The organism is Flavobacterium sp. MK4S-17, assembly GCF_009848495.1.
In the GTDB taxonomy this organism is placed as follows: domain Bacteria; phylum Bacteroidota; class Bacteroidia; order Flavobacteriales; family Flavobacteriaceae; genus Flavobacterium.
Window position 1 is genome coordinate 137,139 of the sequence record NZ_WWEP01000036.1, and the last position, 14,948, is coordinate 152,086.

Sequence of the window (14,948 nt, forward strand, 5' to 3'; positions counted from 1 at the left end):
TAGCTGTAAATGAAAAAGTTAAATATTTTACTTATTATCGCTCTCCTTACAGGTGCATTTACCTTTACAGGTTGTGAAGACGAGGATGACAAAGCTGTTCCTGTAAATGATTTTATATGGAAAGGGCTTAACCTGTATTATTTATGGAAAGCAGAAGTACCCGAACTTGCCGACGACCGCTTTTCAAGCCAGGCAGCACTTAACTCCTACCTGGAAGGTTTTTCAAGCCCACAGTCGCTTTTTAACAGTTTGCTGTACCAGCGTAATGTGGTTGACAGGTGGAGCGTACTGGTTCCGGACTTCAGGGTGCTTGAAAATTCTTTACAGGGAGTATATAAAAGTAATGGTGTGGAGTTTGGCCTTGTTTATAAAAACCCGAACAGCGGTGAAATTTTTGGGTATGTACGCTATATTTTACCCGGTTCGGATGCTGCCTCAAAAGATATACAGCGGGGCGATATTTTTTATGCTGTAAACGGAACGCCATTAACAGAAACAAACTATCAGGACCTTTTAAATAATGACAGTTATACCCTGAATCTTGCCGACTATGACGGTGGCAATATTACACCAAATGGAGATACAGTATCATTAACAAAGATGGAATATGCCGAAAACCCCATTTACACTGTTAATGTTATACAGGAAAGCTCACGCACTATTGGCTACATTATGTATAACGGCTTTTTCAGCGAATATGATTCGCAGCTTAACGACGCTTTCGGGCAGCTGGCTTCTGCCGGGGTTACAGATTTGGTGCTTGACCTGAGGTATAATTCAGGAGGTGCAGTACGCACTGCAACACGACTTGCCAGCATGATTACAGGACAGTTCACAGGCCAGCTATTTGCCAAATACAGGTGGAATGACAGGCTGCAAAATTATTATGAAAGCAATAACCCGGGTGTACTGGAAGAAAAATTTGTATCGCAGGCGTCAGGCGTGGGCAGTTTTAACAGCCTGCAGTTAAATAAAGTTTATATATTAACTACACGCTCCACAGCTTCTGCCAGCGAACTTGTTATAAACTGCCTTTCTCCTTATATAGATGTAGTTACTGTGGGCACAAAAACAACAGGAAAAAATGTTGCCAGCGTTACATTATACGACTCCCCGGACTTTACCAAGAATAACAGGGACGGCAGCCACCGCTATGCTATGCAGCCTATAGTGTCAAAACTGGTAAATAAGGAAAATTTCGGAGAATATACTGATGGGCTTTTACCGGATATTGAAGTTCCCGAAAACTATGGCAATTTAGGTGTACTTGGCGATAAAAACGAACCTTTGCTTGCAGCAGCAATAGCAGATATTACTTCGCAGGGAAGGCCGGGATGGAATATACCGCAAAAAGAGCACCGCTACTTTAAGGACTCTAAAAAAATGCATCGCTTTGGCAGTGAAATGTATATAGAGGAGTTTCCCGAAGGCAGCCAGGTACTGATAAAGGATTTACAGTAACTATAAAAGTAAAAAGTGGCACAAGTGCCACTTTTTTTATATCCGGCAGTGCCGGAAAACAAATCAAACAATTAATCGTTAAAGTAAAAACCGTTAGGGTTAACACCCACAGTAACCGTTTCCTGCAATGATCCTGAAAGCGAATATATGTATGCCCTTCCGGCAGCCGTATAATTACTTGCTGCATCAGCTATATAAATGCGGTTATCTTCTACTGCAAAACCATATAAAACACCCCAGTTATCTAAAGTAAACAAAGGTGTTTCCGGCAATGTATCGGCATTTAAAGGCATGCTGTACACACTCCTGCCCACAGTATAATATATCCTGTTGTTTTCCATATCAAACTTATCCGGGTGGGTTAACCCTGAAAAATTAAAAGTTTTAATAACTGTATTATTATCAAGGCTTATGACTTCCAGTTTACCGGCCGTTTCCGGGGCTGCATAACTCGGCCTGCCCTGGCTTAACACATATAGCTTGTTATCTTCAACATCAATGCCAGCAGGCACATCTCCTACATTAATTACAGTTTCTACAGTATTATTATTAAGGTTAATTACAGATATTGTACTCCCCTGGTTATACCCGCCTTTATGGGCTACATAAAGTTTATTGTCTTCTTCAACTAATTTTTCAGGCCCCTCACCTACAGGTATTTTTGCTGTTACAGTATAAGTATTAAGGTCTATTACAGCTACATAATCATCTGTAGCAACGCCACCGTTCCCCCAGTTTGTTACATATGCCTTGCCATTTTCAAATTCAATATAGCGTGGGCTTGACAAATCAGCATCTATAGTTGCCACATTTTTAAAAGTGTAGCGGTTTACCACTTCAATCTTATTGGATACATTTAATACTATAAAAGCCAAATCATCATGAAAGCCTATGCTTTGGGCTGTATCGCCTAATAACTTACCTGAGTTAACTCCCGAAAAAATATTATTTTCCACCTGAGAGCCATTAAAAATAAAGGATGCAGAAGCATTACCTGAATTATATCCTCCTTCATTAAGTACAATCACTCCATTGTCATAAGCACCGGAAACACGCCCGGAATCATCATCGCTGCTGCACGAGGCAAAAAATAAAGCACCTGCAATAGCTGTTAGTAATAATCTGTTGATTTTCATATATTAAAATTTAAAGTTAAGGTACATATTGTAATTTCTGCCGGGCATAGGCCTTACGGCTACATTCTGGTACTCTTCATCCCACACGTTGAGCACCTGAAAGCCGAGGCTTAGCCCTTGCAGTAGGTTAAATTGATATTCAGCCCCTACAGACGAAACATTGTAAGGGTCTAAATCTGTAAGGTTATCAGATGTTGTAAAAACTTTTCCGTTAAACAAGTGCCTGTAATAGGCAGTTATTTTTTTATGGCTGTAGGCGGCAGATACCGTTGCCTTATACAGCGGTACGTATAGTAACTGTTCGCTTTTTCCGGCCTCCTGAGAAACAGTATAAGCATAAGTACCCGACAATTTAAAATGGTTATTGCCAATGGCTTTTTCCCAGTTAAGTACTGCCTCTGCGCCATAGGTGTTTACTTTACCTACATTTTCAGGCATCCATATACTTCCAGATGGTACCCAGCGCAGCATATCGCTTAACTTTATATAATATCCGGTAACAGAAAGATGCAACCCCCTAAAAGTAAAATTGTTACCAATTTCAGCCTGATAGGAAGTTTCGGGTTTTAAATCCGGGTTACCGCTGCCCTGCCAGTATAAATCATTATATGTTGGTATCCTGAAATTGCGGGAAATATTAAACTTAAGTGTATAAAAATCGGTAAACCTGTATTTTGCCCCGGCTGAAAACAACAGTGGGCTTTGGTACACATCGGTCAGTTCATTGCGGATACCTGCCTCATAATAAAATTTTTGTGTGGCATAGTGCTTAAACAGCAGGCTTGCCGAACCGATATTCCTTTTTTTATTAAGTATATCAGAACCTGTCCCCCTGTTGTTGGTATAATCAATAATAGTGTTCAGCTTTGCGTTATCAGTTAAGTTATAGCTTAAATCATAGCGTGCTATATAAGTTTTTACATTACCAAATGTAAAATTGTCCTGCGTTTTATCCTCATAATATTTGTATTCCTCTTCAATGTAGGCCGCTTTTAATTTAGAGGTAAATCTGCCAAAAACAGATTCCCATTCTAAGAGGTTCCTGGTATTCCTGTCCTTATATTTACTTTTTGAGGGGGCGGCAAGCGTGCCGGAAAAATGCCTTTCGCCATCATATATATAACTGTAAAGGCGCAGCATGTTACTATTGTTTAATTTATAGGCAAAAGCTGCATTTATACCGGTATTATAATATTGCCCATTTTCGTTTTTCATATCCCACCCGGGGTATTCATAATCATTATCAGAGCTATTATGCGTTATGCTCAGGTTGGTGCTAAAATTCTTTCCGGCCGTTTGCAGGTTATAGTTTACAGATGCCGTATTAAAACTGCCATAGCTGGTGTTAAGTATATTTTGGATATGCGGCTCTGCCGAAAATAATAGCTCATTATCCAGATGGATGCTGCCCCCTATGGCGCTGCTTCCATAAATAACGCTGCCCCCACCCGGCCTTACGGAAACTGATGAAAAATTTTGGGCGTTCAGGATATTAAAGTCGGCCTGCCCGTTTAGCTGTGAATTTATAGTAAGCCCGTTCCATATTATTGCGGTTTGCTGGGCGGTAGTACCCCTGAAGGATGGCGATGATACCATACCCAGTCCATTTTCCTTAAAATAAATTACCGTATTATAGCTTAGCAGGGAGGTGAGCGACGCTGCACTGCGCCTGATTACCGAATCATTTAATTGCTGTACCTGCTGTGTGCCCGAATAGTCACGAAGCTGCGTATCTGAAATAATTACTTCACGTAGGCGTATAACAGAATCTGTTTGTGCAAGCGCAACAGTGCCGCACAACAACAGGAAGAAAGATAATAAAAGCTTTATATGTGCCATAAATCCGGAACCTTTTTTCCCGAAGGTTCGATATTTTATTACACTTAAGGCAGGTCTCCTGGCTTGCGTACTGTTGTTTACCTTCCCATAGCAATTGCTACAGTGGCTTGCAGTTAACAACAGCCTATCCTTATAAAAGGATATAAAGCTTACAGTTGCGGGAACAGCTCAGGAATTTAACCTGATTCCCTTTTAATGTACCATGCAAAAACACGGCACAACCTCAAGAAGGTGCAAATATAGGATTTATATTGAAATTTTTAATTTATACATTTGCAACATATCAACATCATTTATGAAAAAGCTTTTACCACTGTTTTTTTTCCTGCTGGCTTTAGCATCGTGCAAAAAAGAAAAGGAAGAAACCATTTCCGCAGCACCGCAGGTAGCTAATTCTGTTAAATATGCCAACGGACTTGAAATATACAGGCACAACGGCTACTCTATAGTTAAAGTTACCCAGCCATGGCCCGAAGCCAAAGAAGGCTTTACCTATATTATGCATAAAAAAGGCGCAGCAGTGCCCAATAGCCTTAAAAGTTTTACAAGCATTGAAATACCTGTAAAATCAATAGTGGTAACCTCAACAACACATATACCGGCACTTGAACTGCTGGGGGTTTCCGGTACTCTTACAGGTTTTCCGGGAACCGATTACATATCCTCGCCACGAACAAGGAGACACATTGATGAGGGAAAGGTTAAGGAAATAGGCGCTAATGAAAGCCTTAATACCGAGGTGGTGATTGACCTTGCACCGGACGCCATAGTGGGCTTTAGCATAAGCAATGATAATAAGGCACTTGCCAACCTGCAGCAAAGCGGGCTAAAGGTTTTGTATAATGGCGACTGGACGGAGCAGACACCACTTGGAAAAGCAGAATGGATTAAGTTTTTTGGCGAACTGTATGGGCTGGAAAAAAAAGCCGATGCTGCGTTTAATATGATTGAAAAAGAATATAAAGCAGCCATGTTGCTCGCTAAAAAAAGCGAAACATTGCCTACGGTTTTAAGCGGTGCCATATACCAGGAACACTGGTACCTGCCACAAGGCTCAAGCTGGGCTGCCCAATTTTTAAAAGATGCACACGCACAATATTTATGGGCAGAAAGCGAAGGTACAGGAAGCCTTAGCCTTTCATTTGAAACAGTGCTGGATAAGGCAAAAGATGCCGATTACTGGATTGGCCCAAGCCAGTTTACATCTTTGCAGGAAATGCTGTCCAGCAACCCGCATTATAAAGAGTTTAAGGCATTTCAAAACAAACAGGTATATTCCTTTAGCAGTAAAAAAGGGAAAACAGGAGGTATATTATATTATGAGCTGGCATCAAGCCGCCCGGATATTGTACTTAAAGACCTGATAAAGATATTTCACCCGGAATTGCTGCCGGAACATGAATTTACCTTTTTTGAAAAGCTGAAGTAAAATATTGTACCCTGCCAAAAAAAATACAGTTTTATTTGCAGTACTGGGCATTAGCCTGGCAATGCTTTTTGTAATCAATATCAGCTTTGGCTCTGTAAGCATTCCCTTTAAAGATGTGTTTACCAGCCTGGCAGGCAACGGCGCACAAAAAACCACATGGGAATATATTATACTTAATTACCGTCTGCCTAAAGCCATTACCGCTATAATAACGGGAATAGGGCTCTCTGTAAGCGGCCTGCTTATGCAAACCCTTTTCAGGAATCCGCTTGCCGGGCCTTATGTATTGGGGCTTAGCTCAGGTGCCAGCCTTGGCGTTGCATTTGTAATATTAGGGTCAGGGCTATTACCCGCTTTTCTGTCAGGATTCCTTCTTTCACCTTACGGTACTGTTATTGCTTCGGTAGCAGGAAGCTCTTTAGTATTACTGGCCGTTTTAGTAGTAGCCCAGCGCCTTAAAGATACCATGGCAATATTAATTGTAGGCCTTATGTTTGGCAGTTTTACAAGTGCTATTGTTGGCGTACTGACTTATTTCAGCACTGCAGAGCAGTTAAAAAAATATACATTTTGGTCACTAGGCAGCCTGGGCAACCTGCCCTGGCATAATATAGCACTACTTGGGGCAAGCTGCCTGGCAGGGTTAATTGTGGCCGCTATATGTATAAAGCCGCTTAATGCCTTATTGCTTGGGGAACGCTATGCCAAAAGCCTGGGTATAAACTTTAACCGTACACGCCTGCTTATTATTATAGCAACAAGCATAATGGCGGGAAGTATTACTGCCTTTACTGGGCCTGTTGCTTTTATAGGACTTGCAGTACCGCATATGGCAAAACTGATTTTTAAAACCAGCAACCACCTTATATTATTTTGGGGTACATTATTAACAGGAGCAGGAATTTTGCTATTATGCGATACCATAACACAACTGCCGGGCACCGACCTTACACTGCCCATTAATGCTGTAACCTCTATAGTTGGTGCGCCTGTAGTTATATGGCTTTTATTACGTAAACGAAAAGGAGTATATAGTTGACATGCAAACAGTACTGCAAGCACATAATATTAATATTGGCTATAGTGGAAGGATACCCGCAGGTATAGCCCGTAACATAAGCCTTAAGCTGAAAAAAGGCAGCCTTACTGCACTAATAGGGGCAAATGGTGTGGGTAAATCAACACTGTTGCGCACACTTACCGCCCTGCAAAAACCTTTAGCCGGACATATTGAATTAAACGGCAGGAACATTGAAACTTTTACGGCAAAGGAAATGGCGCAAAACCTCAGCATAGTATTAACAGAAAGCCTTCCGCCAAGCAACCTTACGGTTTTTGAACTGGTAGCTCTCGGCAGGCAGCCCTACACTAACTGGCTGGGCACAATTACCGCCGAAGACACCCAAAAAATTAATGAGGCCATGCAGCTAACCCAGGTGCAGCACCTTGCTGAAAAAAAGCATTATGAAATAAGTGACGGGCAACTGCAAAAAGTGCTTATTGCCCGTGCACTGGCGCAGGATACCCCACTAATAATACTGGACGAACCCACAACACACCTTGACCTTCTGCATAAGGTATCTTTATTAAGGCTGCTTAAACAACTATCGGAAAAAACAGGAAAGTGTATCCTTTACTCTACGCACGACCTTGACCTTGCACTACAGTTAAGCGACGAAATTATTGTTATGGCTAACGGCTCTGCTGTACAGGATACTGCCGAAAACCATATAAAGGCAAAAAACTTTGACAGCATTTTTGAAGGCAGCGGTATTGTTTTTAATCCCGATAAAGGAACTTTTACCATCATGCAGGATAAGCTTTAACAAAAGCTAAACACATAGTAGGCCGGGTATTAATTAAATTTACATATAACCTGAAAAAAATTTAATATGGATAACCAGTTTACAGTAAACTATCCCGGGGATAAAGGTGAATTGCTGGCCAAAATAAAAAATACCGTTGGCGATAAAGGCAAGCTTGCCGGAGATGAAACACAGGGTAATTTTGAAGGCAGCACACCTATTGGAAAATTTGAAGGCTCCTATCGCATAGAAGGCGACCAGATTACAATTACCATAGATAAAAAACCATTTTTGGTTTCTAACAGCAGGATAAAAGAAGAGTTTGAAAAAGCATTAAAAAAAGCCTGATATGAAAATTAGGGCAAGCATAGCTTTTCTGTTTTTATTTGTGCTGGCAAAAGCACAGCCACATCTCGAATTACAGCCAAATGGTTTTAACCCTGTAACTGTTGAAATACCTTCTACGCCTAACGATAAGCTGATTGAACTGACAAAGAACTGGGCTATGGAGTATAACCGTTCGGAACGTGAACGCTATGATATTACAGGAGAAACAGCAAATACATTAACGGTAACATCATTTAAAAAAAATGCTTTTTATTACCGTGACCGGGGCGAGGCTTACAGCCACAGGATAAAATATGAAATGGTTTTTACTTTTAACCAGTCGTCTTATACATTGGACTTCAGGGTAACTGAAATTTATGCAGAGAGGGATGTACTGCTGGAATATAAACTGCCCGATTACTTTACCCCTGAAGGGACAATAAAAGACGGCTATACCGGCCTTAAAACCTCAATAGAGGCAAACGTGAATAAAATTGCTTTATCACATTACAATTTTATAATAAACTTTCGCTAAACAGCAGCAACCTAAAACAATAAATTATGGCACAGGGAACCGATGACCCAAAAGACCTGGGTTCAAAAAAAATAAACAATCAGGAAAAACAAAGTCCTAAAAATGAAGGATTCAGCGGGGAAAACCTCCCTAAAAACTACGACCCCTCTTCCAACAAGCTAAAAACAGAACTTGAAAAAGATAAAAGCGGTGATGTGGAAACACACAAGCGCGCACGCGATGTAGATGAAAAAAAAGCACCACCTGTAAGCACAAGCGATAAAACTACCGAAGATGGCAGGGTAATTGATAAAAGCCGCGGCACGGCGAATGAAAGGGAAAATATGGAAACTGCAGAAAACAGGGATTTTAATTCGGATGTTGAAAAAGACCGCTATCCATCATCACACCCCGAAAATAAACGTGTGCGTGGCAATACCCATTTTGGCGAATAAACCCATTTACCTATAATACTTAGCATCCTGAATACAGCATAAAACTTTATTCAGGATGCTTTTTTATTATTACTCTTTATGGGTAAACTGTATGTTGGCATGCAGTTTTATTTCCTCCCCTATTACCAGCCCCCCTGTTTCGGTAACATCTTCGGCATGTATATTAAAGTCATTACGGTTTATTGTACCATTAATTTCAAAGCCTGCCCTGCTAATCCCGAAGCCGTCTTTTGCCTGTCCTCCAAAAAGTACATCAAAGGTTATTTCCCGTGTAACATCTTTAACGCTCAACATTCCCGTAAGTTTATAGTTATCTCCGTCAATATGGGTAAATAATGCAGAGCGGAATTTTATTTCCGGATACTTATCGGCATCAAAAAAATCTTCCGATTTCAGGTGTTCATCCCTCTCACTGTTATTAGTATCTATACTGTAAACATCTATATTTATCTCAAATTCGGCATTTTTAAAATTATCATGCACCGGTGTTACCATTGTGCCCGAAAAAATATTGAACGAACCTGTAATATTGGAAATTACCAAATGGCGTATTTTAAACTGAATTTCGGAGTGTGCGGGATCAATATCCCAGTGTTTTGATGACATAACTGAAATTTTAAAATTTATATAAGTAAAGTCTTATAATTCAGTAATAAAGTTAATGAGTAAAATAACTTACGGCAATAGTGAATCAGTAAATAATTTGTTAAACTTTGAAAGGTATTACTAATTAATTTTCATCTATTAACCCAATAAATAAAAGGTCTCCTGTTAATGTTAAGGTTTTTTATAACGTTTTAGCTAAAAAGCTGTGTTAATTGATTTATATACATGGGCTTAGTTACTGAAATTTGTACTATAACCTTTTAAATAATAAATTATGAGTACAGGTAAGCAAACTCCGGCACCAAAGGTATCAAGCGAAAGAAAATCGGAAGCATCAGAACTGGCCAAAAAAAATGACAGTAAAGATTCTTCCGGAAAAGAGGCTTATCCGAAGCCTTCGCAAAAAGACTAAATCTATTAATTAACAACTAAAAAATTATAATTATGCAAACGGACAGAAACAACGATTCCCGTAATGAAAACCGGGAAGCACAGGACAGGAACCAGAATACAGGCAACCTTGGCAATGAAAGGCAAAATATGGGCAGCCGTGGTAATGGGCTGAATGACCCGGGAATGGAGAACGACAATTATGCAGGAGCCGAAAGGGATATAAACGATTCTACAGAGGCGCAATCAAGAACCTTTAATGAAGATGAGGCTACTTTTGAAAATGAGCAAAGGATGACCGGTAACCAGGGAACACGAAATAATGACTGGGATGAAAATGACCAGATGCAGCGCAGCCCCGGCAGGAGCTATGATGAAGAAGACCTTGACGCATCATCAAGAGGCCGTTATAATGATGAAGAGCAAAACAGGTACGGCAGCGAAGAAAACAGAAGAAACAGAGAAGAGTTAGAGTAAGAATTTTTATAGTTCCGAACCTAATTCTAAAAAAAGAGGAGTAACTGTTCAGTTACTCCTCTTTTACTTTATACCCTTCGGTTATCTGCCTTCCAGTTTTTAACTGACTTCTTTATTTCATCACCCTTCAGGTTTTCATTTAAAGCCCGCTGCACAAGCTGCTCCAGTTCTTCATCGGGTGCAAAGCGCAGGGCAAAAAGCTGTCCGTCTGTTAATTTTGCCTCAACAGGTTCAAACCTTTTTCCCGTTACGGCAAGGTAGCGATAGCGCAATTCAAGCAAAACAATCCTGTTTTGCAGCGTTAATGCATAATGCTGGCGCAGCATAAATGCCACCCACGTAAGGCATACAAAACCTCCACCCATAAACAGCCATATAAGCTTGTTGCCTTTATCATTAAAGGAAAAATAGATACAGGCTGCTATAAGCAGCAACATTAATGGGTAAAATACAAAGTGGTGTGGCGGATAAAACCTTATATGGTTGTTATAATTTTGTTCTTTTGGCATGGGTTACTTAATTTCTTCAAGAAAATCTACTACAAGGGTTGCTATTTCGTTTTGTTTATCCTCATCGGTAATATATTTTCTGTCATTTTCATTGGATAAGAAGCCAATCTGGAAATTAACAGCAGGCACATCTGCTTTTCTTAACAGTAAAAAATTTGCTTCTTTTACACCTCTTACAGAATAGGATTTCTGTTCAAACTTGGCAGCAAGCTTCCTGGCATAATCTGCAGATTGCTCATACCTTGCAGAACTATTGCTCACAAAAAACTCCATGCCGCTTACTTCAGTATTTTTTGTACTGTTCAGGTGAAGTGAAAGTACAAGGTCAGGCTTAATTTCATTTATAGCCTCTATCCTGTCGTTTAGGGAAATATAGGTATCAGATGGCCTTGTAAGGTAAATTTCCACTTCTCCGTCAGTATTCATTGCCTTTATCTTCCCTGCAATACGGTCGGTAATCTCTTTTTCAGATAGCGCATTAAGCGTAGCGCCATAATCATGGCCGCCATGGCCTGCATCTATAACCACTTTAATTTTTCTGCTTTCTTTCCCGTAAGGAACTGCAAAAGCAAAGCAGGCCGCTATAGCCAGTACACCCAAAATTTTGATTGATTTTCTCATAGTCCGCGTTGGTTTAAGTTAACATGTATTTTATTCAAACTCTAATATAAGTAAAAATATTGCAGATGATTTAAGAAAGTATAGGTATAAGGTCGGTAATTTTAGTTAATTCCCTGAAATTTTCATGCTCAACATTATGGTCTATCATTTCGTGTGCCCATGTAGTGTGGTAAGGAATATGGCAGGCAAAACCTCCTATTTCCAATACCGGCAATACATCTGACCTAAGGGAATTACCAACCATAAAAAACTCCTGTGGCTCAATATCCAGCCTGTTTAAAAGTTTTTGGTAGTTAGGCTCCTGCTTGTCAGCCATAACCTCAATATGGTGAAAATAATGCCCCAGCCCTGAATCATGCAGCTTACGCTGTTGGTCTTTCAGGTCGCCTTTTGTGGCAACTATCAACTTGTATTTGCCATGAAGCGCCTTTAATGTTTCCTCAACCCCTTCCAGTAAAACAATCGGTTTTTGTATAAGCTCTTTACCCAGTTCTGTAATTTTCTCTATACATTTTATGCTCACCGTGCCTTTGGAAACTTTAATGGCCGTTTCAATCATGCTTAGCACATAACCTTTAATACCATAGCCATAAAGCGGCAGGTTGCTTATCTGCACTTTAAAAAGCTCCTGCGACAGCCCCTGATGGGAAAGATAGGCCTCCATTAGCCCGCAGAACTTTTTCTCTGTTTCTTCAAAATAAGGTTCGTTAATAAATAAGGTATCATCAGCATCAAATGCCACTACTTTTACATTCATTGATTTTGTTTTAACGGAGAAACCCTCCTGTTAATGGATAATACGTGTGGCGTGCCCTGCCACTATTTTCCATGAATCATTTTTTAAAGCCCACACCCGGGTATAACGAAAAATACCGGCTTCGGTTTTACCGAAAAATGAACCGCTTATTTCCTTTTTTACCGACACTATGGCAACATCGCCCAATAACTTAATAATACGGTCGGTTACATCTATACTAAATATTTTAATGTTGCCGGAACGGTGCGACTCTATATCGGCTTCCTTATTAAAAACCTGGCCGTTGTAGGCTGTAAATATAAGCCCGTCATCCAGCAGGGCATCCAGTTCCTTTATATCATTCTCTTTCATGGCTTCAATAAGCCTTGATTCAAGCGTTTCTATTTGTTGCAGCGTATCCATATAATATTTATTGTGCAAGTTAAAGTTAAGGCTATTTTTGTTAACTTTCTCTTACATTTTAAACATAATTTTGTGCACCATAAGGAAGCTGCACTCTTTATATTTTTCGCAGTTTTATTACTTTTACCAACTAAATGAATTTATGATGCCGGAAACCATTACCCTCCTGCTTGCTTTTATTGTTGCCCTTGCTATCGGGGTATTTATTGGCAAACTTTTATTTACCGCTAAATCAACATCCGAGAAAAAAATACTTGAAGAACGGTACAACAGCCTTTCACTGCAGATAGAGCAGTTAAAGGAGCAGTCGGCAACTGAAAGGAAGGCAACCGAAAAACAAATAGCACTTATACAGGAAGAGCGCAACAGCCTGCGCACCGAGAAAGATGCTTTAGCCATACAGCTTACCAAAAAGGAAACGGATTTTGACAACCTGCTGGAACGCATGAAGGAGCAGCGTGCCGAAGCGGAAGAACTGCGCGAAAAATTTACCAAGGAATTTGAAAACCTGGCCAACAAAATACTGGAGGAAAAATCGGTTAAGTTTACAGAGCAGAACCGCGAAAATTTAAAAACCATACTATCTCCCCTACAGGAAAAAATACACCTTTTTGAACGGAAGGTAGAAGATACACACAAAGAAAGTATAGACTACCATGCTGCCCTGCGCCAGCAGATAATCGGCCTGCGAGAAATGAACGAGCAGATGAGCCGCGAAACACTTAACCTTACCAAAGCACTTAAGGGCGACAGCAAGATGCAGGGCAACTGGGGCGAGCTTATTTTAGAACGTGTACTGGAAAAATCAGGACTGGAAAAAGAGCGCGAATATTTTGTGCAGCAAAGCCATGTAAATGATGAAGGCGCACGCATTCAGCCCGACGTTGTTATTAACCTGCCCGATGGCAAAAAAATGGTGGTGGACAGCAAGGTTTCGCTTGTGGCCTATGAGCGTTATGTTAATGAGGAGGACGACCCGCTTAGGCTGGCCCACTTAAAAGAACATGTTAACTCTGTAAAACGACATGTGGAGCAGCTAAGCGCGAAAAATTACCACGACCTTTATAAAATGGAAAGCCCTGATTTTGTGTTGCTTTTCATTCCTATAGAGGCTGCTTTTGCATCTGCATTAAATGAGGACAACAGCTTATATAACAAAGCCTTTGAAAAAAATATCGTTATAGTAACCCCAAGCACGCTGCTGGCTACACTGCGCACTATTGACAGTATGTGGACTAACCAGAAACAACAGGAAAATGCCTATGAAATTGCAAGGCAGGCAGGTGCTTTGTATGATAAGTTTGAGGGGTTTGTTTCAGACCTTATCATGGTGGGCAAACGAATGGACGAAGGAAAAAAGGCATATGAAGGCGCAATGGGCAAGCTTGTGGAGGGGCGTGGCAATATTATAACCAGTATAGAAAAACTGAAAAAAATGGGTGCCAAGGCAAAAAAATCGCTTCCTGAAAATATACTTACACGTGCCATGCTGAAAGAAGAAACCGATGAGGAAAATTTTGACGACACCAATATGCTAAACCTGCCGTAATGGAAAAAAAATATAAAAAGCTGAGCGCATCACGCATAACCATATCCGAGCTTATGCTGCCTTCTCACACCAACTTTAGCGGCAAAATACACGGAGGCTACATATTAATGCTTATGGACCAGATTGCTTTTGCGGCAGCTTCCAGGTACAGTGGCATGTATTGCGTTACTGCTTCTGTTGATACTGTTGATTTTTTAAACCCGATTGAAGTAGGCGAACTGGTAACCATGAAAGCTTCGGTAAATTATGTGGGCAAAAGCTCTATGGTGGTAGGCATAAGGGTAACCTCTGAAAATATACAGACAGGAAATATAAAACACTGCAATTCTTCCTACTTTACTATGGTGGCTAAAGATGAAAACGGCAATAATTCAGCCGTACCCCGCCCGGAAATTACATCGCTTGAAGAAGTGAGGAGGTTTCATAATGCCATAAAACGCATCCACCTGAAGCGGGAAAAGGACCACCATGAAGAAAATTTTGACCATACAACAACTGACGCGTTCCAGGCCCTTGTTGACATGAACATAAAAATAAGCCTGAAAGGCTGATGCCTTCTGTCGGATAATAATCCATATACCTGTTTTAATAAGTAGTTAAAGGCAAATACTCAATGGCTGTACTATATTAATATATATACACTTAACATTGTTATATATTAACTATAAAAC

The 14,948-nt window shown here is 40.3% G+C and carries 18 protein-coding genes and 1 riboswitch; of the genes, 11 read left to right on the top strand and 7 right to left on the bottom strand.

The features are described from left to right. The first annotated feature begins 9 nt into the window (after positions 1–9). Positions 10–1,461 (top strand): S41 family peptidase, encoded by a 1,452-nt coding sequence (locus tag GSF09_RS12970; protein WP_159802163.1) that lies wholly within the window; start codon positions 10–12, stop codon positions 1,459–1,461. A gap of 71 nt (positions 1,462–1,532) precedes the next feature. On the opposite strand, the gene GSF09_RS12975 is transcribed toward GSF09_RS12970, so the two are convergent. Both GSF09_RS12975 and GSF09_RS12980 read right to left on the bottom strand, forming a co-directional pair. Next, positions 1,533–2,597, bottom strand: coding sequence for a YncE family protein (locus GSF09_RS12975; protein WP_159802165.1), 1,065 nt, complete (start codon positions 2,595–2,597; stop codon positions 1,533–1,535). Between the two features lie 3 nt (positions 2,598–2,600). Further along, positions 2,601–4,436: a TonB-dependent siderophore receptor gene (locus GSF09_RS12980; RefSeq protein ID WP_159802167.1), complete on the bottom strand. Its 1,836-nt coding sequence runs from the start codon at positions 4,434–4,436 to the stop codon at positions 2,601–2,603. A 30-nt stretch (positions 4,437–4,466) separates the two neighbouring features. Then, positions 4,467–4,677: riboswitch (cobalamin riboswitch) on the bottom strand. Between the two features lie 54 nt (positions 4,678–4,731). On the opposite strand from GSF09_RS12980, the gene GSF09_RS12985 reads away from it, so the two are divergent. From GSF09_RS12985 to GSF09_RS13010, 6 genes are all read left to right on the top strand, one after another. Next, positions 4,732–5,865, top strand: coding sequence for an ABC transporter substrate-binding protein (locus GSF09_RS12985; protein ID WP_159802169.1), 1,134 nt, complete (start codon positions 4,732–4,734; stop codon positions 5,863–5,865). Positions 5,866–5,926: 61 nt separating this feature from the next. Continuing rightward, a complete protein-coding gene (locus GSF09_RS12990; RefSeq protein ID WP_159802370.1) occupies positions 5,927–6,904 on the top strand; it encodes an iron ABC transporter permease in 978 nt (325 codons plus the stop codon). Between the two features lies 1 nt (position 6,905). Next, positions 6,906–7,691: an ABC transporter ATP-binding protein gene (locus GSF09_RS12995; RefSeq protein WP_159802171.1), complete on the top strand. Its 786-nt coding sequence runs from the start codon at positions 6,906–6,908 to the stop codon at positions 7,689–7,691. Positions 7,692–7,757: 66 nt separating this feature from the next. Further along, entirely contained in the window at positions 7,758–8,018 is a 261-nt protein-coding gene (locus tag GSF09_RS13000) for a hypothetical protein (RefSeq protein ID WP_159802173.1), read from the top strand. Position 8,019: 1 nt separating this feature from the next. Further along, positions 8,020–8,532 carry a hypothetical protein gene (locus GSF09_RS13005; protein WP_159802175.1) on the top strand — a complete coding sequence of 171 codons (513 nt, stop codon included), beginning with the start codon at positions 8,020–8,022 and terminating at the stop codon, positions 8,530–8,532. A gap of 26 nt (positions 8,533–8,558) precedes the next feature. After that, complete coding sequence (locus GSF09_RS13010) at positions 8,559–8,966, top strand: hypothetical protein (protein ID WP_159802177.1); 408 nt, start codon at positions 8,559–8,561, stop codon at positions 8,964–8,966. 69 nt (positions 8,967–9,035) lie between these two features. On the opposite strand, the gene GSF09_RS13015 is transcribed toward GSF09_RS13010, so the two are convergent. Next, positions 9,036–9,572: a YceI family protein gene (locus GSF09_RS13015; RefSeq protein WP_159802179.1), complete on the bottom strand. Its 537-nt coding sequence runs from the start codon at positions 9,570–9,572 to the stop codon at positions 9,036–9,038. 274 nt (positions 9,573–9,846) lie between these two features. Here GSF09_RS13015 and GSF09_RS13020 point away from each other — a divergent pair, with 274 nt between their 5' ends. Further along, positions 9,847–9,984, top strand: a complete 138-nt coding sequence (locus tag GSF09_RS13020; RefSeq protein ID WP_159802181.1) for a hypothetical protein — start codon at positions 9,847–9,849, stop codon at positions 9,982–9,984. 32 nt (positions 9,985–10,016) lie between these two features. Beyond that, positions 10,017–10,439 (top strand): hypothetical protein, encoded by a 423-nt coding sequence (locus GSF09_RS13025; RefSeq protein WP_159802183.1) that lies wholly within the window; start codon positions 10,017–10,019, stop codon positions 10,437–10,439. Between the two features lie 68 nt (positions 10,440–10,507). Here the strand turns inward: GSF09_RS13025 and GSF09_RS13030 are convergent, their stop codons facing one another. The 4 genes from GSF09_RS13030 to GSF09_RS13045 form a co-directional block, all read right to left on the bottom strand. Continuing rightward, positions 10,508–10,948, bottom strand: a complete 441-nt coding sequence (locus GSF09_RS13030; RefSeq protein ID WP_159802185.1) for a DUF6526 family protein — start codon at positions 10,946–10,948, stop codon at positions 10,508–10,510. A 3-nt stretch (positions 10,949–10,951) separates the two neighbouring features. Further along, on the bottom strand, positions 10,952–11,569 hold the full coding sequence (locus GSF09_RS13035; protein ID WP_159802187.1) for an N-acetylmuramoyl-L-alanine amidase: 618 nt from the start codon (positions 11,567–11,569) through the stop codon (positions 10,952–10,954). 70 nt (positions 11,570–11,639) lie between these two features. Further along, positions 11,640–12,326, bottom strand: a complete 687-nt coding sequence (locus GSF09_RS13040; RefSeq protein ID WP_159802189.1) for an HAD family hydrolase — start codon at positions 12,324–12,326, stop codon at positions 11,640–11,642. A 30-nt stretch (positions 12,327–12,356) separates the two neighbouring features. Beyond that, positions 12,357–12,728, bottom strand: a complete 372-nt coding sequence (locus tag GSF09_RS13045; RefSeq protein WP_159802191.1) for a nuclear transport factor 2 family protein — start codon at positions 12,726–12,728, stop codon at positions 12,357–12,359. Between the two features lie 145 nt (positions 12,729–12,873). Between GSF09_RS13045 and rmuC the strand changes: the two genes are divergently transcribed. Continuing rightward, the gene (gene rmuC / locus GSF09_RS13050) at positions 12,874–14,277 is read left to right on the top strand and encodes a DNA recombination protein RmuC (RefSeq protein ID WP_159802372.1); all 1,404 of its coding nucleotides are present in this window, start codon (positions 12,874–12,876) and stop codon (positions 14,275–14,277) included. Then, positions 14,277–14,828: an acyl-CoA thioesterase gene (locus tag GSF09_RS13055; RefSeq protein ID WP_159802193.1), complete on the top strand. Its 552-nt coding sequence runs from the start codon at positions 14,277–14,279 to the stop codon at positions 14,826–14,828. Before rmuC ends, GSF09_RS13055 begins: the two co-directional genes overlap by 1 nt. Positions 14,829–14,948: the final 120 nt, after the last annotated feature.